The sequence below is a fragment of the Pseudomonadota bacterium genome (assembly GCA_016719885.1).
In the GTDB taxonomy this organism is placed as follows: domain Bacteria; phylum Pseudomonadota; class Gammaproteobacteria.
Window position 1 is genome coordinate 83587 of record JADJYF010000013.1, and the last position, 21184, is coordinate 104770.

Annotated in this window: 18 protein-coding genes; 7 read left to right on the forward strand and 11 right to left on the reverse strand. The window is 65.1% G+C overall.

Features of this window, described 5'->3' with window-relative positions; genetic code table 11:
* Positions 1 to 48 precede the first annotated feature (48 nt).
* Positions 49 to 1293, forward strand: coding sequence for a dienelactone hydrolase family protein (locus IPM80_14705; protein ID MBK8959636.1), 1245 nt, complete (start codon positions 49 to 51; stop codon positions 1291 to 1293).
* Between the two features lie 194 nt (positions 1294 to 1487).
* On the opposite strand, the gene IPM80_14710 is transcribed toward IPM80_14705, so the two are convergent.
* Positions 1488 to 2858: a DUF1329 domain-containing protein gene (locus tag IPM80_14710; GenBank protein MBK8959637.1), complete on the reverse strand. Its 1371-nt coding sequence runs from the start codon at positions 2856 to 2858 to the stop codon at positions 1488 to 1490.
* 275 nt (positions 2859 to 3133) lie between these two features.
* Here IPM80_14710 and IPM80_14715 point away from each other — a divergent pair, with 275 nt between their 5' ends.
* Complete coding sequence (locus IPM80_14715; GenBank protein MBK8959638.1) at positions 3134 to 4432, forward strand: HD-GYP domain-containing protein; 1299 nt, start codon at positions 3134 to 3136, stop codon at positions 4430 to 4432.
* A gap of 8 nt (positions 4433 to 4440) precedes the next feature.
* On the opposite strand, the gene IPM80_14720 is transcribed toward IPM80_14715, so the two are convergent.
* The 3 genes from IPM80_14720 to cmoB are packed head-to-tail and all read right to left on the reverse strand — an operon-like array spanning position 4441 to position 8088.
* Complete coding sequence (locus IPM80_14720) at positions 4441 to 6261, reverse strand: ABC transporter ATP-binding protein (protein MBK8959639.1); 1821 nt, start codon at positions 6259 to 6261, stop codon at positions 4441 to 4443.
* A 14-nt stretch (positions 6262 to 6275) separates the two neighbouring features.
* The gene (locus tag IPM80_14725; protein MBK8959640.1) at positions 6276 to 7022 is read right to left on the reverse strand and encodes an SDR family oxidoreductase; all 747 of its coding nucleotides are present in this window, start codon (positions 7020 to 7022) and stop codon (positions 6276 to 6278) included.
* A gap of 46 nt (positions 7023 to 7068) precedes the next feature.
* Complete coding sequence (gene cmoB, locus IPM80_14730) at positions 7069 to 8088, reverse strand: tRNA 5-methoxyuridine(34)/uridine 5-oxyacetic acid(34) synthase CmoB (GenBank protein ID MBK8959641.1); 1020 nt, start codon at positions 8086 to 8088, stop codon at positions 7069 to 7071.
* Positions 8089 to 8184: 96 nt separating this feature from the next.
* Between cmoB and IPM80_14735 the strand changes: the two genes are divergently transcribed.
* A complete protein-coding gene (locus IPM80_14735; GenBank protein MBK8959642.1) occupies positions 8185 to 9147 on the forward strand; it encodes a rhodanese-related sulfurtransferase in 963 nt (320 codons plus the stop codon).
* A gap of 151 nt (positions 9148 to 9298) precedes the next feature.
* Here IPM80_14735 and IPM80_14740 read toward each other — a convergent pair whose 3' ends face one another.
* Genes IPM80_14740 through IPM80_14750 form a run of 3 tightly spaced genes read right to left on the reverse strand, consistent with a single transcriptional unit; the run spans position 9299 to position 12319 of the window.
* Positions 9299 to 9910 carry a hypothetical protein gene (locus tag IPM80_14740; GenBank protein ID MBK8959643.1) on the reverse strand — a complete coding sequence of 204 codons (612 nt, stop codon included), beginning with the start codon at positions 9908 to 9910 and terminating at the stop codon, positions 9299 to 9301.
* A gap of 2 nt (positions 9911 to 9912) precedes the next feature.
* A complete protein-coding gene (locus IPM80_14745; protein MBK8959644.1) occupies positions 9913 to 11019 on the reverse strand; it encodes a PQQ-dependent sugar dehydrogenase in 1107 nt (368 codons plus the stop codon).
* 4 nt (positions 11020 to 11023) lie between these two features.
* Positions 11024 to 12319, reverse strand: a complete 1296-nt coding sequence (locus IPM80_14750) for a protein kinase (GenBank protein MBK8959645.1) — start codon at positions 12317 to 12319, stop codon at positions 11024 to 11026.
* 271 nt (positions 12320 to 12590) lie between these two features.
* On the opposite strand from IPM80_14750, the gene pgi reads away from it, so the two are divergent.
* Positions 12591 to 14195: a glucose-6-phosphate isomerase gene (pgi, locus tag IPM80_14755; protein MBK8959646.1), complete on the forward strand. Its 1605-nt coding sequence runs from the start codon at positions 12591 to 12593 to the stop codon at positions 14193 to 14195.
* Between the two features lie 112 nt (positions 14196 to 14307).
* Here the strand turns inward: pgi and IPM80_14760 are convergent, their stop codons facing one another.
* Entirely contained in the window at positions 14308 to 15603 is a 1296-nt protein-coding gene (locus tag IPM80_14760) for a protein kinase (protein ID MBK8959647.1), read from the reverse strand.
* Positions 15604 to 15755: 152 nt separating this feature from the next.
* Between IPM80_14760 and IPM80_14765 the strand changes: the two genes are divergently transcribed.
* The 3 genes from IPM80_14765 to psd are packed head-to-tail and all read left to right on the forward strand — an operon-like array spanning position 15756 to position 17728.
* Positions 15756 to 16403: an SCO family protein gene (locus tag IPM80_14765; protein ID MBK8959648.1), complete on the forward strand. Its 648-nt coding sequence runs from the start codon at positions 15756 to 15758 to the stop codon at positions 16401 to 16403.
* Entirely contained in the window at positions 16403 to 16831 is a 429-nt protein-coding gene (locus IPM80_14770) for a copper chaperone PCu(A)C (GenBank protein MBK8959649.1), read from the forward strand. Before IPM80_14765 ends, IPM80_14770 begins: the two co-directional genes overlap by 1 nt.
* Positions 16832 to 16840: 9 nt before the next feature.
* Positions 16841 to 17728: a phosphatidylserine decarboxylase gene (gene psd, locus IPM80_14775; protein ID MBK8959650.1), complete on the forward strand. Its 888-nt coding sequence runs from the start codon at positions 16841 to 16843 to the stop codon at positions 17726 to 17728.
* Between the two features lie 43 nt (positions 17729 to 17771).
* Here psd and IPM80_14780 read toward each other — a convergent pair whose 3' ends face one another.
* From IPM80_14780 to IPM80_14790, 3 genes are all read right to left on the reverse strand, one after another.
* Positions 17772 to 18047: an RNA-binding protein gene (locus IPM80_14780; protein MBK8959651.1), complete on the reverse strand. Its 276-nt coding sequence runs from the start codon at positions 18045 to 18047 to the stop codon at positions 17772 to 17774.
* A 167-nt stretch (positions 18048 to 18214) separates the two neighbouring features.
* Positions 18215 to 19651 carry an NADH-quinone oxidoreductase subunit NuoN gene (gene nuoN, locus IPM80_14785; protein MBK8959652.1) on the reverse strand — a complete coding sequence of 479 codons (1437 nt, stop codon included), beginning with the start codon at positions 19649 to 19651 and terminating at the stop codon, positions 18215 to 18217.
* Between the two features lie 11 nt (positions 19652 to 19662).
* Positions 19663 to 21183: an NADH-quinone oxidoreductase subunit M gene (locus IPM80_14790; GenBank protein MBK8959653.1), complete on the reverse strand. Its 1521-nt coding sequence runs from the start codon at positions 21181 to 21183 to the stop codon at positions 19663 to 19665.
* Position 21184 lies beyond the last annotated feature (1 nt).

The following is a 21184-nucleotide window of genomic DNA, read 5'->3' on the forward strand; positions in this document are numbered from 1 at the left end:
ATCCGATAAGAATGCCGTCACGCAAACACGACATCCACAGGACACCCCATGGCACGCGCACGGACCATCACCCTCCATGGCGCGCACGGCGCGCAGTTGCCGGCCTTGCTCACCACGCCCGCCCAGGGCAGCGGACCGGGCCTGCTGCTGTTGCACGACATGTTCGGCGTCAACGACTTCATGCGCGCCATGGCGGAACGGTTGGCCGAAGAGGGCTATGTGTGCCTGGTGCCGGATCTCTACTGGCGCCTCGCGCCGGGTATGAGTTTCGATGGTGACGAGTCGGATCGTGAGCGCGCCCAGGCCTTGCGCGAGCGCTTCGACATCGAGATGGGCCTGGACGATGTCGCGGCCAGTTTCGCCGCCCTGCGTGCGCTGGATGAGCGCGCCGGCAAGCTCGGCATCATCGGCTGGAGCCTGGGCGGCATGCTGGCGCTGCGCGCCGCGGCGCGACTCGAGGTCGGCTGCGTGGTCAGCTATTACGGCAGCGGCCTCGATCAGCACGTGGATACGCTGACCCGCATCGGCTGCCCGACCCTGCTGCACGTCGGCGATGCCGACGCCAAGATACCGGCCGCCAGCCGCGAGGCGTTGGCGCGCGCGGCGGCGGCCAACGCGCATGTCGAGCTGGCCGTCTACCCCGGCTGCGGCCACGGCTTCGACCATCCGCGCCATGCCAATTTCGACAAGCCCGCGGCGATGATGGCCTACTCGCGCAGCATCGCGCTGCTGCGTCGTGAGCTCGGGCCGATCTACGATTTGTCGCGGCTGTGGGACGCCCACACCCTGCATGAATTCGCCACGCGCGATGTCGACGCCACCATGGCGACCATGGTCGACGAACCCTACGTCAATCACATTCCCACCATGACCGGCGGTGTGGGTCACCAGCACCTGAAGCGCTTCTACAAGTATCACTTCGTCAACAGCAATCCGCCCGATACCCGCCTGATCCCGGTATCGCGCACGATAGGCGCCGACCGGCTGGTGGACGAGATGGTGTTCTGCTTCACCCACACCTGCGAGATTCCATGGATGCTGCCGGGCGTCGCGCCTACCGGCCGCTACGTCGAGATTCCACTGGTGGCCATCGTCAACTTCCGCGGCGACAAGCTCTACCACGAACACATCTACTGGGACCAGGCCTCGGTGCTGGTGCAGATAGGCGCGCTGGAAGCGCAAGGCCTGCCGGTGGCCGGCATCGCGACGGCGAAGAAACTGGTCGACGAAACCCTGCCGTCCAATGAATTGATGGCCGACGGGTGGGCAAAGAGCGCGGGCCTGCCCCTGTGATTCGATAGCGCCTGGTGTGCGAATGAATTCGCACCTACATAGCGAGCCTCGATGGGTAGGCGAATGCGGGCGCCTTCCCCTGTAGGTGCGAATTCATTCGCACCTTCCGTCGCCGCTTTCATCCGCACAAAAAAAAGGCCGCCTGGAACCAGGCGGCCTTCAATGCTTAAACGACCTTGTCGGTCAGGACGCGCTTAGCGACCTTCCGTCAGGTAGTTCACGTCCAGCAGACGCTTCATGTCCTTCAGTTCCTTGTTCGGCGCTTCGGCGCCGCGGCAAGGCACGAGGGTGCCACGATTGTTCTGCAGGTCGACCACGTTGATGCTCTGGAAGAGCTGGAAACGGGTGCCGGCCGGCGAACGGTCCTTGTTGAACTTGTCGGGGTTGTTCTGCACGTAGGGATCGTCAGACCAGACCTTGGTCAGCTGCCAGACCTTCCACAGTTCACCCGCCTTGTCGAAGGCATTGGCGTAGTAGGACTCGCCAGACTCACGATCGACGTGGATGAACTTCTTGGAGTACGGATGGTTGGAGCGCTTCGGGATCTGCTTCATGACGTCGGTCAGACGCAGCGCGTAGTCGTCCTTGATGGCCCAGCCGTTCGGTCCGTAGTAGACCGCTTCGCGGTTACGCGAGCGCGCCACGACGAGAATCTTGGTGGTGCCGATGTATTCCCAGTCGTGTTCCATCGGACGGCCGTTGAAACCGTAAAAATCCTCGAGGGTGTGATCGGTGCCGAGCAGGGAGTCGGACTTCACTTCCACCGAGATACGACGCACGCGGCGCAGCGACGGGATATAGGCCCAGGAGTCGTCAGCCTTGCGCGGATCGTCGTAGCGCAAGATCAGGAACGCGGTACCCGCGATATCGAACGGCGAGGTGAAGCCGGTGTATTCGCGGAACTCGGTGTCCTTGGCAAAGCCTTCGCCATTGTTGACGCGGTAACCGGTGGCTTCGTGCTTCGCGTTGTGCGACATCAGGAAGCGGTTGTAGGGACCGGCCAGCGCGCGCTCGAAGGAGCCGCCGCCTTCGTAGTACTTGGCGTACTTGCCGCCGTCGGCGCCCATGATTTCGTGCTTGGAATGCTCGCCACCGCGGCGTACCCACACCCAGTGCACTTCACCCACCGACAGGCCGTCGTTCTGCCAGCGGTAGTTCCAGTTCCACACCATCTTCCAGCCGTCTTCCTTGCCGGGCTTGAACTCGGCGGGGTCGAACGGGCGGCCGGCGGCATAGCTCTCGATGGCGCCGTCGGACGCTATCTTGGCGGTCCCCTTGTTCTTCTCGGTGGCGGCCTTGTAGACATCGGCCGGGCTCAGATCGCCGGCGTCCTTGATCTTCATTTCCATGCCTTCGAAGATCCATTCGGACTGGAACTCCTTGGGAATGAAGGGGCGAACCTGGTCAGCCTTGTCGAAAGTGATGGTGTCACCATCAGCGAACTGCGGCTGCGCGGTCTGGTTCTCCTTGAACCACGCCAGGTAATCTTCTTCCGTGTAGGCTCCCGCCGCGAACGGTACCGTCGCGGCGGCCGCCAGCAGCACGGCCTTGAATTGCATACGCATAGTTGTCTCCCCTAGGTCCCGCACCGGATGGCACGGCTAGTGTGTTTTTCATTGAATCCGAGTGGCCCGGTCACCGCGATGGAAACCGTACCGGCGGCATGGATACCACCGCTGGCGTGAAGGGGTCGTGAAAAGCGCGAGGGCCTGTGGCCCGTGACTTCTGATGTTGCACTGCGCCCCCTGCTTGCCCGGCTGCCTAGCGGCTCAAGCCGCGCGCCCTGGTCGCCGATACCGAGGCTAGAGCCCGGTCCACTCGAAGACACGGATGAGGTCATATGCCGCTAGCGCCAAAGAACAAGCCCAAACCAGAGTCGCTGCGGAAGATCTCCGTCGACGACCTGCGTCCCGGCATGTTCCTCAACGAAATGTGCGGGTCCTGGATGGACCATCCGTTCTGGAACACGCGGTTCCTGCTGGACAATCCCGCCGATATCGAAAGCCTGCGCAATTCGGCGGTGAAAGAGGTGTGGATAGACACTTCCCAGGGCCTGGACGTGGCTGAAGCCGACGCTGCCCAGCCGCTCGAGACCCGCGCCGAAACCGAGCAGCGGGTGGAACGGGAACTGGTCGAATCGCTGGCGCAACCGACAGTGCTGGTGCCGCGCGTGGAACTCGCTTCCGAAGTCAAGCGTGCGGCCGCGCTGTGCGGCAAGGCCAAGGGCGAAGTGACCGCGATGTTCAGCGAAGCGCGCATGGGCCACGCGGTGTCACCGGAGAAGCTCGAGCCCTTGGTGGAAGAGATCTCCAACTCCGTGCAGCGCAATCCCGGCGCGCTGGTCAGCCTGGCGCGCCTCAAGTCGGCCGACGACTACACCTTCATGCATTCGGTGGCGGTGTGCGGCCTGATGATCGCGCTGGCGCGCCAGTTGGGCCTCGAACCGGCCCAGATTCGCGAGGCCGGCATGGCCGGTCTCATCCATGATCTCGGCAAGGCCATGGTGCCACTGGAGATCCTCAACAAGCCCGGCAAGCTCACCGACGAAGAATTCGATCGCATGAAGCAGCATCCGCGCTATGGCTACGACATGCTGATGGAGGGCGCAGGCGTCGGCGAGGTCCCGCTCGACGTGTGCCTGCATCATCATGAGAAAGTCGACGGCAGCGGGTATCCCGACAAGCTCGACAGCGACACCATCAGCCTGTTCGCGAAAATGGGCGCGGTGTGCGATGTGTACGACGCCATCACTTCCGACCGTCCCTACAAGGCCGGCTGGGACCCGGCGGTCGCGATCCGCAAGATGAACGAATGGAGCAAGGGCCATTTCGATGCGCGCGTGTTCCAGGCCTTCGTCAAATCGGTGGGCATCTACCCGATAGGTTCACTGGTCAGACTCGAGTCGGGCCTGTTGGCGGTGGTCACCGAGATCAGCGCGGAATCCCTGCTCACGCCCTGCGTCAAAGCCTTCTTCTGCACACGGCGCAAGGCGCGCCTCGCGCCGCGCATCATCGACTTGGCCAAACTCGCGGGCAAGGAACGTATCAAGAGCTGGGAGGACCCGAGCCACTGGGGCTTTCCGGATCTGAATGAACTGTGGAGCGGCCTCGAGACGCCGCGCGCCGGCAGCGCCGCCTGACGCGGGCGTCAGGCTTCGGCCGATTCGTGTTCGGGCAGGAAGCCGCCGGCCTGCATGGCCCACATGTGGGCATAGTGGCCATCCGCCGCCAGCAATTGCGCATGGCTGCCATCTTCGATGATGCAGCCTTCATGAAACACCAGGATCCGATCGAGATGCGCCAGCGTCGAGAGACGATGCGCGACCACCACCACCGTGCGCCCGCGCATCAGGTCTTCGAGACTGGCCTGGATGGAACGTTCGGTCACCGAATCGAGCGCGCTGGTCGCCTCGTCCAGCAACAGTATCGGTGAATCCTTGAGGATCGCGCGCGCCAGCGCGATGCGCTGACGCTGGCCGCCGGACAGTTTCACGCCACGTTCGCCGACCAGCGAAGCGTAGCCCTGTTCCATCGCCTCGATGAAATCGTGGGCATAGGCGAGACGCGCCGCGCGCATCACTTCCTCGTCGCTGGCCGCCAGCCGTCCGTAGCGGATGTTGTCCATGAGGCTGCGATGGAACAGCAGGGGATCCTGCGGAATCATCGCGACCGCCGCGCGCAGACTCTCCTGGGTGACGAGCTTGATGTCCTGTCCATCGATGAGTATGCGCCCGCGCTGGGGTTCGAACAGGCGCAGGATGAGATTGACCAGCGTGCTCTTGCCGCTGCCGGAATAGCCGACCAGGCCAACCCGCTCGCCGGCGCGCAGCGTGACGCTGAGATCGCGAAATACCGGCCGCTGTTCGTGATAGGCAAAGCCGACCTCGTCGAAACGGATCTCGCCGCGCGCCACCATCAACGGGCCGGCCCCTGGATGATCCACCACTTCGTGGGGCCGCACGATCATGCCAACGCCATCGTTGATGTTGCCGACGAACTCGAAGAATTCCAGGAAGCGGCGGCTCAGGCCGCGCGCCTGTTCGATGAGCAGCAGCGACAGGCTGGCCGCCATCGCGAACTGGCCAGCGCTCATGGCGCCGGCGCTCCACAACCTGAGCGCGTAGCCGATCACCGCCAGCATCAGGATGAAGGCCGCTACGTACTGGAACCAGCGTATCGCTTCCATGAACCAGAAGGTGGCGCGCGCCCGCTCCACCTCGCGGTCGAGATAGGTGTCCAGGTGTTGGCGTTCGAAGTCGCGGCGCGCGAACAACTTGGCGGTCATGATGTTCGAGACCGAATCGACGATGGTGCCGCTCACCGCGCTGCGCGCAGCGGCGTAATCGCGCGCGTAACGACGGCAGCGGCGCGCCAGGAGAAAACACGTCACCACGTAGACCAGTGTCCACGCGCCCAGCACCAGCGCGAGGCGCGGGTTGACCGACGCCAACAGGTATTGGGAGACGGCGAACGAGATGGCCAGCGGCCAGAAATCAAACAGCGTGGTCCAGATGACCTGCGCCACGCCCATCGACACCTCGGCGATGCGATTGGCCAGCGAGCCGGCGAAGTTCGACAGGAAGTAGCGCTGCGAATGCAATTGCAGGTAGCTGAACAGTTCACGCCGCACGCGCCGACGCAAGGCCGGGCCCAGCATCACCAGCACCGTACCGCTGGCGCGCGAACACAGCACCACGCCGAGATTGAGCGCGGCGAACAACCAGAAGGCATGGCTGACGGCGCCCCACACATCGAGATGGGCGGCCTGGGCGGCGCTCACGCCTTCCATGATCTCCTTGATCGCATAGGGCAGCAGGATGGAACAGGCCGACTGTCCACCTTCCAGCACCACCATGAGCGACAGCACCGGCAGGTAGCGGCGCATGTAGCGCAGGCAGAAGCGCAGGGGCGTGGCCGGCAGTTGCATGGCGGCTGCCCGTGCATGGACCTGGGTGCTGCGTTGGTCCATGGCCAGGCGTGCGCTCAGCGTCCGCCACTGACGTCGATGAAGCTGCCGGTGACGTAGGAGGCCTGGGGCGACAGCAGCCACAGGATGGCTTCGGCGACTTCTTCGGCCTGGCCAGCGCGGCGCATGGGAATCATGGGCGTGAAGCGCTCGACGCGATCCGGTGCGCCGGCCGAGGCGTGGATGTCGGTATCGATGAGTCCCGGCCGCACCGCGTTCACGCGTATGCCGTGGGTGGCGAATTCCTTGGCAAGTCCCAGCGTCATGGCATCGATGGCGCCCTTCGAGGCCGCGTAGTCGATGAACTCGTTGGGCGAACCGATGCGCGCCGCGGCCGAGGACAAGTTGACGATGGCGCCGCCGGCGCCGCCGTGCGCGGTCGACATGCGCTTGACCGCTTCGCGCGCGACCAGGAACGCACCGAGCACGTTGACCTCGAGGGTACGCTTGAGGCGCGCCGCCGTGTAGTCCGCGAATGGCGCAATGACGCCCACCACGCCCGCATTGTTGACCAGCGCCCGCAGCGGCACGCCGCGCGCGTCGAACTCGGCGAACATGCGCAGCACCTGCGTTTCATCGCTGACGTCGGCGCGCAGGCTGAACGCCTCGCCGCCGGCCGCGACGATGCGCGCGCACAGGTCTTGTGCGGCGCCGACGTCGTTCACGTAATTGACCGCCACGGTGTAACCGCGTGCCGCCGCCAAGAGAGCGGTGGCTGCGCCTATGCCGCGGCTGGCGCCGGTCACGAGCATGCAGGGATTCATGGCTGTTGGCTCCGTCGAATGCGGCGCGGCGCGCCTGCGCGCAAGACTATAAGCGAGCTTCGCCGGCGCTGGCGACGAACACCGCCCGTACCGGCGCGGGATGGCCTTCGATGGTGCGCGTGGCATCGTCCGGCGCGAGAAAATCCGCCAGCGAGTGGTGGGGCATCCATGCCGTGCTGCGCTGCTCGGCGACGCGGGTGGCGGTGATGTCGACGCAGCGCACCTCACCAAAGCCCGTCGCGCCCAGCCACTGTTCGACGGTGGCCGGCGACGGCACCGCCCACACGTTGCGCATCGCCGCGTAGCGCGTGGCGGGCACCAGCAACTCGCTGCTGCCGTCGACGATGACCAGGGTTTCGAGCACCAGTTGTCCGCCGGTGCGCAAAGCGCTGCGCAGCTCGCGCAAATGCGCGAGCGGATCGCGGCGATGGTAGAGCACGCCCATCGAGAACACCGTATCGAAACACGCGAGGCGCGCATCGAGCGCATCGCTCGCGAGCGTCAGCAGGTGCACGCGGCCGTCGTCGATATAGCGACGCACCGCGGCGAACTGCGCCAGCGCCGCCGGCGCGGGATCGATGCCGAGCGCCAGCGCCGCGCCGGCCTCGGCCATGCGCCACAGGTAATAGCCATTTCCACAACCGACATCGAGCACCCAGCGGCCGCGCAGCGGCTCGAGGTGCGGCGCCACCCGCCGCCATTTCCAGTCACTGCGCCATTCGCTGTCGATGTGGACGTCGAACAGCTCGAATGGACCCTTGCGCCACGGCGCGAGCGCCATGAGGGCCGCGCGCAGAGTGGCGCGCTGCGTGCTGTCGCAGCAGCCGGTTACGCGCGGACAATCACCCAGCTCGCGGCTGTCGACGTCGAGATCGGGCAGCGCCGCCAGCGCCTGGCGCCAGGCGGCGACACGACCGTCGCTGCCCTGCGCGGCCCGCGCGCGCGGCAGCATGTCGGCGAGCCAGGCTTGCGCACTCTCCGGCAGGCGCGCGAAGGCGTTCGTCAGGCCATGCCCGCTGTGATCAAGAAATGCGGAGAACGCGGCCTCGTCGTGGTTCAAGCCCATGGCGCGATCATGCGATGATCGCCGCCGCTTGCCCAGCGCGCTGGGCCAGGCGTCTCCTATTTCCGGCGCCCCGCGCCCTTCACCCGGTAGCCCTCGATGACCGCCAGCCACACCGCCGCCACCGCGCCCGTCATGGTCGCCTCGTTCTACCGTTTCGTGACGCTCGCCGCGCCGCGCGAGCTCGGTGCCGTGCTCGGCGAACGCGCGCGCGCGCTGGATCTGCTCGGCACCTTGCTGCTGGCCGAGGAAGGATTGAACGCGAGCATCGCCGGCGCGCCGGCGGCGGTCGCTGGGTTTCTCGATTTCCTGCGCGCGCAACCGGGCTTCGCGAGCTTGAGCGACGTGCGCGAATCCTGGCACGCGAGCGCGCCGTTCCGGCGCTTCAAAATCAAGTACAAGCGCGAAATCGTCACCATGGGCGTGCCCGGCATCGCACCGGCCGAGCGCACCGGCATCCACGTCACACCCACGGCATGGAACGAACTGCTGAACGACCCGCAAGTGCTGCTGATCGATACGCGCAACCGCTACGAGGTGCGGGTCGGCAGCTTCGACGGCGCGCTCGATCTCGGCATGGACAGCTTTCGCGAGTTCCCGGCCTTGATCGACGCCGAACTCGAACGCAGTGGCGCGACCCGCGTGGCGATGTTCTGCACCGGCGGCATACGCTGTGAAAAGGCCAGCGCCTATCTCATGGAGCGCGGCATCGAGGCGGTGTACCAGCTCGAAGGCGGCATCCTCAATTACCTCGAGCAAACGCCGTCGGCAACCTCGCGCTGGCATGGCGATTGTTTCGTGTTCGACGAACGCGTGGCGCTCGATGCCGCCTTGAGCCCGGGCGAGTTCACGCTGTGCTTCGCGTGCCGACGGCCCTTGAGTGCCGAGGACCGCGCCTCACCATTGTTTCGCGAGGCCGAGTGTTGCCCGCATTGCCATGACCAGTTGAGCGCCGACAAGCGCCGCGGCTTCGCCGAGAGACGCCGCCAGGTGGCGCTGGCCGACGCGCGCCACGAGCGCCACGTCGGCGCGGTGATGCCGGTGCGTGACAAGGCACTGTAGGTGCAAATTCATTCGCACATTCGCGGTGCGCAGAATGTCAGGCTGAAGCCTGACCCACAGGGCCATCGCTTTTTCATTGTGGGTCAGGCTTCAGCCTGACATTTGCCTGATGCCCGGGCGCCCCGCCACAGGCCGACGATGTCGCGCCTGTTCAGAAGCCGCTGATGTGATGCTCGATGAGTTTGGCGATGGCCTTTTCGTCCATGCGCGGCGGGCCGTCGGGAAACCACAGCGCCGATTGCGCGAGCATCAGGCGCGCGATGCGCGCGCCGTCGAACATGCGCTGTTCGTCCAGGCAGTCTTCCATGAAGCGCGTGACCAGCGACAAGGCCGCGCCGAGCACCGCTTCGGTGTCCGTCGTGCGCGCGCTCGCGGCCGCCACCGGGGCCTGCTCGGCGAGGCGCGGCAGCGTGCGTGCAACGAAGTCCAGCAACGATTCCGCCGCCGCCGGCATCGCCACGCCCTGCCCGTGCGCCCATGCGCGCACCCGCAGGCCGGTGGTGACCTGCTCGCCTTCCACGGCAAGTGCGGACGCCATCGCGTCGAGCAATGCCGCCGCCTCGTCGGCCATGGCCAAGGCCTCGACATGGCGCTGCCACGCGTCGGGCGCCACGCCTATCAACAAGGCGATGGCGACCGGTGACAGCGGCCACTGCTCTTCGCCCACCCAGCGCTCGTAGAGCAACTGCCGGGCAGGGTCAGGGCTATCGGGATTGAGGCCGGTGCGCAGTCGCGCCACCAGCGAGGTGACTGGTCCGGGCATGGTCAGGGCGGCTGGTAGGTCACACGGTAGACGACACCGGCCTGGTCGTCGGAGATCAGCAGGGAGCCGTCTTCGAGCGTTGCGAACGCCACCGGCCGTCCCCAGTTCTCCTCGCCCTCGAGCCAGCCGGTGATGAAGGGTTCATAGCTGGCGAGCGAGCCATCCGGCTTGAGCGTGGCGCGCATCACCCGGTAGCCTGACTTGCGCGAGCGATTCCAGGAACCGTGTTCGGCCACCAGCAGCGCGTGGCGATACTCGGCCGGAAACATGCCGCCTCGATAGAACATGAGGCCGGTCGGCGCGACGTGGGCGCCGAGTTCGATGGCGGGCGGCGTGAATTGGTCGGCGCGCTGGCCGGCGCCGAACTCGGCATCGAGGATGGCGGCGCCGTGCACATGGGGATAACCGAAGTCCTGCCCGGCACGCGTGACGCGATTGATTTCGTCGGGCGGCACATCGTCACCGAGCATGTCGCGACCGTGGTCCGCGAACCACATCTCGCCGTTGGCGGGATGCCAGTCGAAGGCCACCGAGTTGCGCACGCCGCGCGCGTAGGCCGTGACCTTGCCGCTGTCGGTGGTGATGCGCAGTATCGAGGCATAGGGAAATTTCGGTGCGCAGATATTGCACGGCGCGCCGACCGGCACATACAGCGCGCCGTCGGGACCGAAGGCGATGGCCTTCCAGCCGTGATGCAGATCCTTGGGCAAGCCGCCCACCACCTGTTCCGGCAGCGGCGGCGCCGGCAGGTGGGCCTCGATGTTGGAGTAGCGCAGCACCCGGTCCACCGCCGCCACGTACAGCGCGCCGTCACGAAAGGCGACGCCCGATGGCATGCTGAGATATTCAGCGACCAGGCCGATACGCTCCGCCACGCGATCGTGGTTGGCGTCGATGGCGGCATACACACGCCCGGCTTCACGGCTGCCGATGAACAAGGTGCCCTGACTGCCGAGCGCCATCTGGCGCGCGTCGGGCACCTGGTCGGCATACAGGCTGATGTGAAATCCGGGCGGCAGGCGCAGGCGCGCGAGATCCAGCGCCCAGGCCGCCGTCGTGGTGGCCAGCAGTGCCAGGCCGGCAACGACGGTGACCAGCGCGCGTGCCATGGTCTCAGATTTCCTGCGACATCTTCTCGGTGGTGACCGACAGGCGATGAATGAGCGTGCGCAGGAACACCTTGAGGAAGCGCACCTGGCAATTGAGTGAAACCTGGGTGATGACCGTCGAGTTCACTTTCAGGAGCGAGGTGGCGCCCTTGGCGACAATGGTCGCGGTGCGCTTGGTCTTGGCCAGGTAGCCCATCTCGCCGAAGCAGTCACCAGCCAGCAACACGCGCAGTTCCTTGCCGCTCTTCTCCACCGCCACTTCGCCGTAGACGATGATGTAGAACGAATCGTCCAGTTCGCCTTCGACGATGATCTGATCGCCGTCGCGATAGTCCTGCCACTTGCCGGCGCGCACGATCTCCCAGATCTCGGCATCAGGAAAGCCGTCGAAGAAATCGAGCTGCTTGACGGCGACGAACTGCTCCTGCTCGGAGATGTTCTCTTCCGGCGTCTCCAGCAGCGAATCGAAGGCGCGGCTGAGATCCGACGCCATGTCCATGCCCATCTGGTAGCGCTGCGCGCGATCCTTGGCCAGCGCCTTGTTCATGATGCGCACCAGTTCCTCGGGCACGTCCTGGCGGAACTGGCGCACGTCCGGCGGGTCGTCGTTGAGGATGCGCTGCACGAGGCGTGAAAAATTCTCGGCCACGAACGGATGCTTGCCCGCGAGCAGTTCGTACATGATCACGCCCAGCGAAAAGATGTCGGTCTGGTTGGTGAGGTAGTCCTCGGTGATCTGTTCGGGGGACATGTAGCGCGGCGAACCGACCAGGCCCATGGGCATGGTCTTGGTCGAATCCATCTTCGACAGGTGGGCGATGCTGAAATCGCCAATCTTCACGTCGCCGGTGGCCGTGACCAGGATGTTGGTCGGCTTGATGTCGCGATGGATGACGCCCTGCTTGTGCGCGTAGTCGAGCGCCTTCGCGCACTTGAAGATCATCTCCACCACTTTTTCTATGGAGGCGAGGTGATCGGGCTTGCAATAGGTCTTGAGCGTCTCGCCGCCCTCGACCAGCTCCATGACGATGTAGCAGGTGTCACCGTCGACACCGGCATCGTAGATGCCGATGATGTTGGGATGGGTGAGGCGTCCGGCGGTATGCGCCTCGTTGAAGAACATCTTGCGGTAGCGCTCGCCGCCTTCCTCGTCGTTCAACTGCTCGGCGTGGGCAATCTTGATGGCGACATTGCGGTCGGCATAGGGGTCGTGGCCGAGGTAGACCGTGCCCATGCTGCCGCGGCCGATTTCGCGCATGACCTGGTACTTGCCCAAGCGTTCCGGGACTTGTCCGCTCATGTGCTGCTCTGGTCACTCGCTGGTTTTGGGCCCGATCCATCGGCGGCGGCTTCACCGCTACAAGAGGCATCGATGGGCGCCTGCCTCGGCGTTCGCCGTATCGTTCGCCTTGACTTTCAAGATAGTAATTCAATTCCCGGGACCGGCATACCGGGCCCGCCGGCGCGGCGCGACGTCGCGCCACGCAGTCATCAAAATGGGGCTGCGGCGTGGCTTGCGGCAGCTTCCCGGGATGCTTATCGTCACTTTGAAGCGGAACTGGATCACCGAGATGCCCGAATCGACCCATGCATTGTGCAATCGCCTGCGACAGCAGGCAGCGACCCTCGCCGCGCGGGACATCGCCAGCCTGTTCGACGCCGAGCCCGACAGGCTCGTGCGCCTGCGCAAGTCGGCCGCCGGCCTGACCCTGGACGTTTCCAAGCAAGCGCTCGACACGGCGGCGCTGGAGGGCCTGCTGAGCCTCGCGGCGGCGAGTGGCCTCGGCGCCGCCATCGAAGCCATGTTCAAGGGCGATATCATCAATCACACCGAAAGGCGCGCGGTGCTGCATACCGCCCTGCGCGCCGGCGCCGAGGGTCGGGCGGAGGTCGACGGTCAGCGCGTCGCCACCGAAGTGGAACACGTGCTGGCGCGCATGGAACGGCTGGTGGCGGATGTCCACGAGGGGCGCTGGCGCGGCTACAGCGGCGAACGCATCACCGACGTCGTCAACATCGGCATCGGCGGCTCCCATCTCGGCCCGCAGCTCGCCTGCGAGGCGCTGCGCTACCAGCACAGCGGGCAGGTACGCGTGCACTTTCTCGCCAATGTCGATGGCGGGGAATTCGATCGCGTGGTGGCGCCTCTGAACCCGGCCTCCACCCTGTTCCTGATCACTTCGAAGTCGTTCACCACGGTCGAAACCCGCTTGAACGCAATGTCGGCGCGCGCGTGGCTGGCGACGCGCTTCACCGATGGCGCCGCCATTGCCTGTCATTTCGTCGCGGTCAGTGCCGCACCCGCCAAGGCGGTCGAATTCGGCATCGCGGCCGACAACGTCTATCCGCTGTGGGACTGGGTCGGCGGCCGCTATTCACTGTGGTCGGCGGTGGGCCTGCCGATCGCGTTCGCGGTCGGCATGGACGCTTTTCGCGAATTCCTGGCCGGCGCGCGCGCGCTGGACGAGCATTTCCGCGCCACGCCGTTCGCCGACAACCTGGCGGTGCTGCTGGCGCTGACGGCGTTCTGGAACAGCCACTGCCAGGGCGCCGAATCGGAAGCGGTGGTGCCCTACGACGACCGCCTGCGCTACCTGCCGGACTACCTGCAGCAGCTCGAAATGGAAAGCAATGGCAAGCGCGTGGACCGCGAAGGCCAGCCCCTCGCGGGCCACTCGGCGCCCGTCACCTGGGGCGGTCTCGGCACCAACGCGCAGCACGCCGTCTTCCAGCTCCTGCACCAGGGCACGCGTCGCGTGCCGGTCGACTTCATCGTGTGTCTCACCCATCCCGCGGCGCGCGCCGCGCATCACGACATGCTGGTCGCCAACTGCATCGCCCAGGCCGAGGGCCTCATGCGCGGCCGCATCATCGACAGCGCCGATCCGCTGGCGCGCCATCGCGACATTCCCGGCAACCGCGCCAGCACGCTCATCAGCATGCACGCGCTGACCGCGGCCACGCTGGGCGCGCTGATCGCGCTCTACGAACACAAGACCTACGTACAGAGCGTGTTGATGAACATCAACGCTTTCGATCAATGGGGCGTGGAACTCGGCAAGGTGCTGGCCGGCAGCATCCTCGAGGAGATCAGCCAGGGCGCGGTGAGCGGCGAGCATGACCCGTCGACGCGCGCGATGTTGGAGGCGTATCTCGCCGCACGCACTGAGAATTGAATGTCAGACTGAAGTCTGACCCACAATAAAATGTGCCGTGACTTTGTGGGTCAGACTTCAGTCTGACGACGAAATGTGCGATTGAAGTCTCATCCGAGGGGGATGGGGACATTCACAGCGCCGGGCCCCGCACCGCCATTTCGGAGGTCCTGGCCAGGCGGTCGATCAGCACCTTCATGAACACCTTGTAGAAACGCAGCTGGCAATCGGCGCTGACCTGCTCGATGAGCGTCGCGTTGATCTTGAGCAATGACAACGGTCCGTCGGCCTTGACCGTGGCGGTGCGCTTGATGCGGTTGAGATAGCCCATTTCGCCGAAGCAGTCGCCGGTATGCAGCTGGTCCAGCGACTGGCCGAACTTGGTGACCGAGACGTCACCGCTGACGATGATGAAGAACGCCTCGTCGACTTCGCCCTCGATCACCACCGCCGTGTCGACATCCACTTCCATCCACACGCTGGCGCGGATGATCTCCCAGATCTCGTTGTCGGGAAAACCACGAAAGAATTCCAGGCGCTTGACCTTGTCGAACTTGGCCGTGATGGCGATGTCTTCCTGCGGACGTTCGAGGTGGGTGAACACCATGGAAAGGTCCGCTGCGATGTCGAGCCCCGTGCGATAACGACGCGCCGGGTTTTTTTCCAGCGCGCGCCGCACGATGCGTTCCAGCACTTCGGGCGTGTCGGCCCGGTAGTTGCTCATGGGCGGCGGGTCTTCGTTGACTATCTTGTGCACCAGCGCCGAAAAACTTTCGCCGCCGAACGGATGATGGCCGGTGATGAGCTCATAGGCGACCACGCCCAGCGAAAACAGATCGGTCTGGTTGGTGATGACGTCCTCGTGCACCTGCTCGGGCGACATGTAGCGCGGCGAACCGACGAAGCCCAAGGGCATGGTCTGGGTGGTGTCCTGGCGTACCGCGTGGGCGATGCTGAAATCGGCAATCTTGACGTCCATGTCGTCGGTGACGAGGATGTTGGACGGCTTGATGTCACGATGGATCACGCCCTGCCGGTGCGCGTAATCGAGCGCCTTGGCGCACTTGAAGATGATCTCCGCCGCCTGGTTGAGCGGCAGCAGTTTCTCGGCGCGGCAGTAGGGCCTGAGGGTGCCGCCCTTGGCCACCAGCTCCATGACGATGTAACACGAATCGCCATCCACGCCGGCATCGAAGATGTCGAGAATATTGGGATGACGCAGCATGCCGGCGGTGTGCGCTTCGTTGAAGAACATCTTGCGAAAGCGCTCGCCGGTGTCCTTGTCCTTCAGGGCTTCGGCCATCGCCACTTTCACCGCCACTTCGCGGTTGATGTAGGGGTCGAAGGCGCGATAGACGATGCCCATGCTGCCGCGCCCGATCTCGGACAGGATGTCGTACTTGCCGAGCTTTTTGGGCGCGTCGCTCATGATTGCCGCCGGACCGAAACGCCGCCCTGCGCGACGCCAGTGTGAATTGCATGGATATCGCCCGACATGGTGTCGATTGCGCCAGGCATTTGCAAGGCAAGCGACGCCGCGCAAGCAGCGACCCGGACACGCGCGATCGTTATAATCCGCTGATGCAAGCGAGCACCCCCAAGATTCCGTGGCTGGCGATGATCCTGATCGCCGGTGTGGCCTTCACGGCGGGCATCGGCTTGTCGTACTGGCATAACCGCGACGGCGATGTGCCCGCCATCGACGGCCTGTTGTGGCCCGACCCGCCGGTGGTGCCCGACATCGCCCTGACCCGTGACGACGGCACGCCGTTCCGGCTTGCCGATCTGCGCGGCAAATGGACCTTGATGTTCTTCGGCTTCACGCACTGCCCCGACGTGTGCCCGACCACGCTGGACGTGCTGGCGCAGGTCCACACGGTCCTGCGTAAAGCACCGCCCTACGGCAGCCAGGGCCAGGTGGTGTTCGTGTCGGTCGATCCGGAGCGCGACACGCCGGCCCAGCTCGCGCAATACGTGCATTACTTCCACAAGGACTTTATCGGCGTGACCGGCGCCGAGGCTGAACTCAAACCGCTGACCCAGGCGCTGGGCGTGCTGTTCATGAAAGTGGCCGCCGGCGGCCCCGATTACTCGGTCGATCACTCGGCCGGCATTTTCTTCATCGACCCGGCGGGCCGCCTGGTCAGCGTGCTGACGCCACCGCATACCGCCGACGCGGTGATCGCGCGCTTCAAGGCGGTCAGCGCCTTCATCCTGGGAAGATCCTGATGCGCATTGTTGTGACCATGCTCGCGGTGCTGGCGGGCAGCGAAGCGCTGGCCTGCGATGGCCTCAGCGTCGAACGCGCCTGGCTGCGCCAGCCGCCGCCCGGCAGCGACGTCGCCGCCGCCTATTTCGAAGCGCGTAACGACGGCGCGTCGACGCTCACCATCAAGTCCGTCGCCAGCCCCGATTTCAAGGGCGCCATGCTGCATGCCACGCAGGTGGTGGATGGCCGCGTCGAGATGCGAGCCCAGGGCGATATCGAACTCGAGCCCGGCGCGCGCTTCGTGGCCGCCCCGGGCGGCGCCCACGTGATGCTGTTCGAACCGGTGAAGGCCCTCGAGGCCGGCATGAGCTTGACGCTGGAATTGCGCTGCGCCGAGGGCGAAGCGCTGAAAGTCGCGCTGCCCGTGCAGCGTAATGCGCCCCCCTGAGGCGAGCGCGTGAAGTATTCAGCGCGCCTGTTCGTGGCCCTGCAGTGGCTGCTGCCCAAGCACCTCGTGTCCGACCTGGTCGGTTACCTCACGCGCCTCGAGGGCGGTGTGCTGACGCGCGTCGCCATCCGCGTGTTCGTGCGCCTGTTCGGTGTCGACATGAGCGACGCGCGGGAGCCCGACTGCAACGCCTACCCGAGCTTCAACGCCTTCTTCACGCGCGCGCTGCGCGACGGCGCGCGTCCCATCGTCGACGACCCGGAGGCTTTCGTGTGCCCCGCCGACGGCACGCTCAGCGAATTCGGCGCGTTGAACGGCGACCGCCTGGTGCAGGCCAAGGGCATCGATTACACACTGCTCGACCTGTTCGACGGCGACGCCGAGCTCGCGGCGCGTTTCGACGGCGGCCACTTCGCCACCATCTACCTCGCGCCCTACAACTACCATCGCGTGCACATGCCGTGCACGGCCACGGCGAAAGTGTTGCGCTACGTGCCCGGCGAACTGTTCTCGGTCAACGCCACCACCGCGCGCGGCGTGCCCGGGCTGTTCTGTCGCAACGAGCGCAGCATCGTGGTCTTCGAGGCTGGTCCCCACTCCCTGGCGCTGATCATGGTCGGCGCGTTGAACGTCGGCAGCATCGAACTGGTGCTGCCGCGGGCGCAGCCGGCGTGCAATCGTCCGCACAACAACCAGCCCGCGCATGTCAGTCAAGCACTGGACGGCCCGACGCTCGAGCGCGGCGCCGAGTTCGGTCGCTTCAACATGGGCTCGACGGTGGTGGTGACGACCAGCCGCGGCTGGCTCAACTGGCACGAGGACGCGCGCGCCGGTCTCCCGGTGCGCATGGGGGCATGGCTGGGGCGGACCACAACCCTCGACGCCCGTCGAGACTAGGGTCGCCCGCGATGGCCGGCGGCGGGTCACACCGCCGCGGCGCTCAGTAACGCGGACGGCGTTGCGGCGGCTTGTCGGCGCGCGGCTTCGCTTCGTTGACCTTCAGGGCGCGGCCCTTGACCTGCTTACCGTTCAATTCCTTGATCGCCATGTCGGCCGCGCTGTTGTCCTGCATTTCGACAAAGCCGAAACCCTTGGACTGGCCGGTAACCTTGTCCGAGATCACGCTGGCACTACGCACTTCACCGAACTCGGAGAACAATTCCCGAAGGTCGTCGTCGGTGACGGCGTAAGCAAGATTTCCCACGTATATATTCACAGTATTTACCCGCTGACTGAGTGCCTTGCGCTGAATACCGGTGAACCCTCAAGGCCCAAGGGAGCATCGGCCATCGGCCCCGAGCGGGGGCGAATACTTGAATAACAGAAGGGAAACCGGTTTTGCAAGGCGTGCCGCGCGTCGAGGACCGTGCCGCGCGGCCGGGCTCAGGAGGCGTAGGCCAGCATGGCGGCCAGGCAGACCGACATCAGGGTGCCCGGCAAGAGGCCCAACAGCAGGATGGACAGGCTGTTGACGCTGAACACCAGGCGTACGTCGTCACCGGCTGAAATAGGCTCCGCGGCGGCGTCAGGCGCATCGAAATACATGAGCTTGATGATACGCAGGTAGTAGTAGGCGCCGATCAGGGAGAACACCACGGCGACGATGGCGAGCCACGAATAACCGGCCGCCACCACTTCCTTGAGCACGAACCACTTGGCCCAGAACCCGGCGAACGGCGGCACACCGGCCAGCGAGAAGATCACGATCAGCATGAGGAAGGCCAGCCACGGGCTGCGCTTGGCAAGGCCGGCGAAATCCTGCAGACGGTCCGACTCGGAGTTGGCCGAGGACAGCAACACGATGGCGCCGAAAGCGCCCATGCTCATCACCGCGTAGGTGATGACGTAGAACATCGAGGCGGCATAGCCGCTGGTGCGCGCCGACAGCAGGCCGAGCAGCAGGAAGCCCATGTGCGAGATGGTCGAATAGGCCAGCATGCGCTTCAAGTTGGTCTGCGCGATGGCCACCACGTTACCGACGGCCATCGACGCCACCGACAGCAAGACCAGCATGGTCTGCCATTCACCGACCAGCCCGCCCAGGCCGTCGGTCAGCACGCGCACCGCCATGGCAAAGGCGGCGAGCTTGGGCGCGGAGCCGATGAACAGCGTGACCGGCGTCGGCGCGCCCTGGTAGACGTCAGGCACCCACATGTGGAATGGCACGACGCCGAGCTTGAAGGCGATGCCAATCAGCACGAACACCAGGCCGAAGGTGTACAGCAGATGGGAATTGCCGCCCGCCACCTGCGTCGCCAGGGTTCCGAGGTCGAGAGTGCCGGACACGCCGTAGATCATCGACATGCCGTAGAGCAGCATGCCCGAGGCCAGCGCGCCGAGCACGAAGTACTTCATGGCCGCTTCCGAGGCCGAGGCCGAATCGCGGTCCATGGCCACCATCGCGTACATGGCCAGCGACAGGAGCTCGAGACCGAGATACACGGTCAGGAGGTTGTGCGCCGAGATCAGCACCATCATGCCGAGCGTCGCGAACAGGCCGAGAATGTAGAATTCCTGCACCTCGCGCCCGCGGCGCTCGAAGTAATCGCGCGCGTAGAAGAACGACAGCAGCACGATCACCATCAGGAAGGCCTTAAGCACCGCCGCCATGATGTCGACGCGGTAAGTGCCATGGAAGGCCAGCGTGGTCGACTGCGGAAACCACATCGCGAGTTCCGCCAGCACCACCATCACCGACATGGCGGCGGCCCAGAACGTCGCCGCGCGGTTGTCCGCTCCGCGGAATACCTCGACCAGCAGCACCAGGCAGGCCAGGCCCGCCATGGTGGCTTCGGGTAATACGGTCACGATCTCGTTCATCGCCGGCGGCCTCAGGGTAATTTCGAGTGCGAGATCTGCGTGATCAGCTGATCCACACTGGCATTCATCATGTCGAACATCGGCGCCGGCCACAGGCCGAACACCAGCACCGCCACCGCCAGGGTCAAAAGGATCAGGCGCTCACGACCATCGATGTCCTCGAGTTCGGCCACGTGATCGTTGGCGACTTCGCCGAACATCACGCGCTTGTACATCCACAGCGTGTAGGCCGCGCCCAGGATCAGGGTCACCGAGGCCAGGAAGGCATACCAGAAGTTGGCCTTGAAGGCGGTGAGGATGACCAGGAACTCGCCGACGAAGCCCGAGGTGCCCGGCAGACCGGCATTGGCCATCGAGAACAGCATCATGAACGCGGCGAACACCGGCATCTTGTTGACCACGCCGCCGTAGTCGCCGATCTGGCGGCTGTGCACGCGGTCGTAGAGCACGCCTATGCACAGGAACATCGCGCCCGAAATGAAACCGTGGGAGATCATCTGCACCATCGCGCCGGAGATGCCGGCCGCCGAACGATGCCAGTCGCCGGTCGCCGCCGCCACCTGGAACACGATGAAGAAACCGAGCGTGACGAAGCCCATGTGCGAGATGGATGAATAGGCCACCAGCTTCTTCATGTCCTGCTGCACGAGGGCGACGAAACCGATGTAGACGATCGCAATCAGCGACAGGCCGATCATCAGCCAATCCAGTGATGCCGAGGCGTCGGGCGCGATAGGCATGCTGAAACGCAGGAAGCCGTAGCCGCCCATCTTCAACATGATGGCGGCCAGCACCACCGAACCGCCGGTCGGCGCCTCGACGTGGGCGTCGGGCAACCATGTGTGCACCGGCCACATCGGGATCTTGACCGCGAAGGCCAGCAGGAAGGCGATGAAGATCCATTGCTGCTCGGCCAGGGTCAGCGGCACCTGGTGCATGGCCGGCAGCGCGAAACTGCCCGCCTTGCCGTACAGGTACAGCAATGCGACCAGCATGAACACCGAGCCCATGAAGGTGTAGAGGAAGAACTTGATGGTGGCGTACACGCGCCGCGGCCCGCCCCAGATACCGATGATGAGGAACATCGGGATCAGCATCGCTTCCCAGAAGATGTAGAACAGGATGGCGTCCTGGGCGGCGAACACGCCGTTCATGAGGCCTTCGAGGATCAGGAAATTACCCATGTAGAGGCTCAAGCGGTCCTTGATCACCACCCAGCCCGCCAGCACCACCAGCACGGTGGTGAAGGTGGTCAGGAGGATCAGGGGCAGCGCGAGGCCGTCGATGCCGAGCGCGTACTCGATGTCGAAGGGCTTGATCCACGGCAGCCTCTCGACGAACTGCATGCCGCCATTGGCATTGTCGAAACGCTGCCACAGCAGCAGCGAGACCACGAACGTCGCAAGCGCCACCACCAGCGAATCCGTGCGCACCGGGCCATCGGGCACGCGGCGACCGGCAAAAATGACCCACAGCCCGCCGATGATCGGCAGCCAGATGGCAATACTCAGCAGGGGCAGATCAGCGCTCATG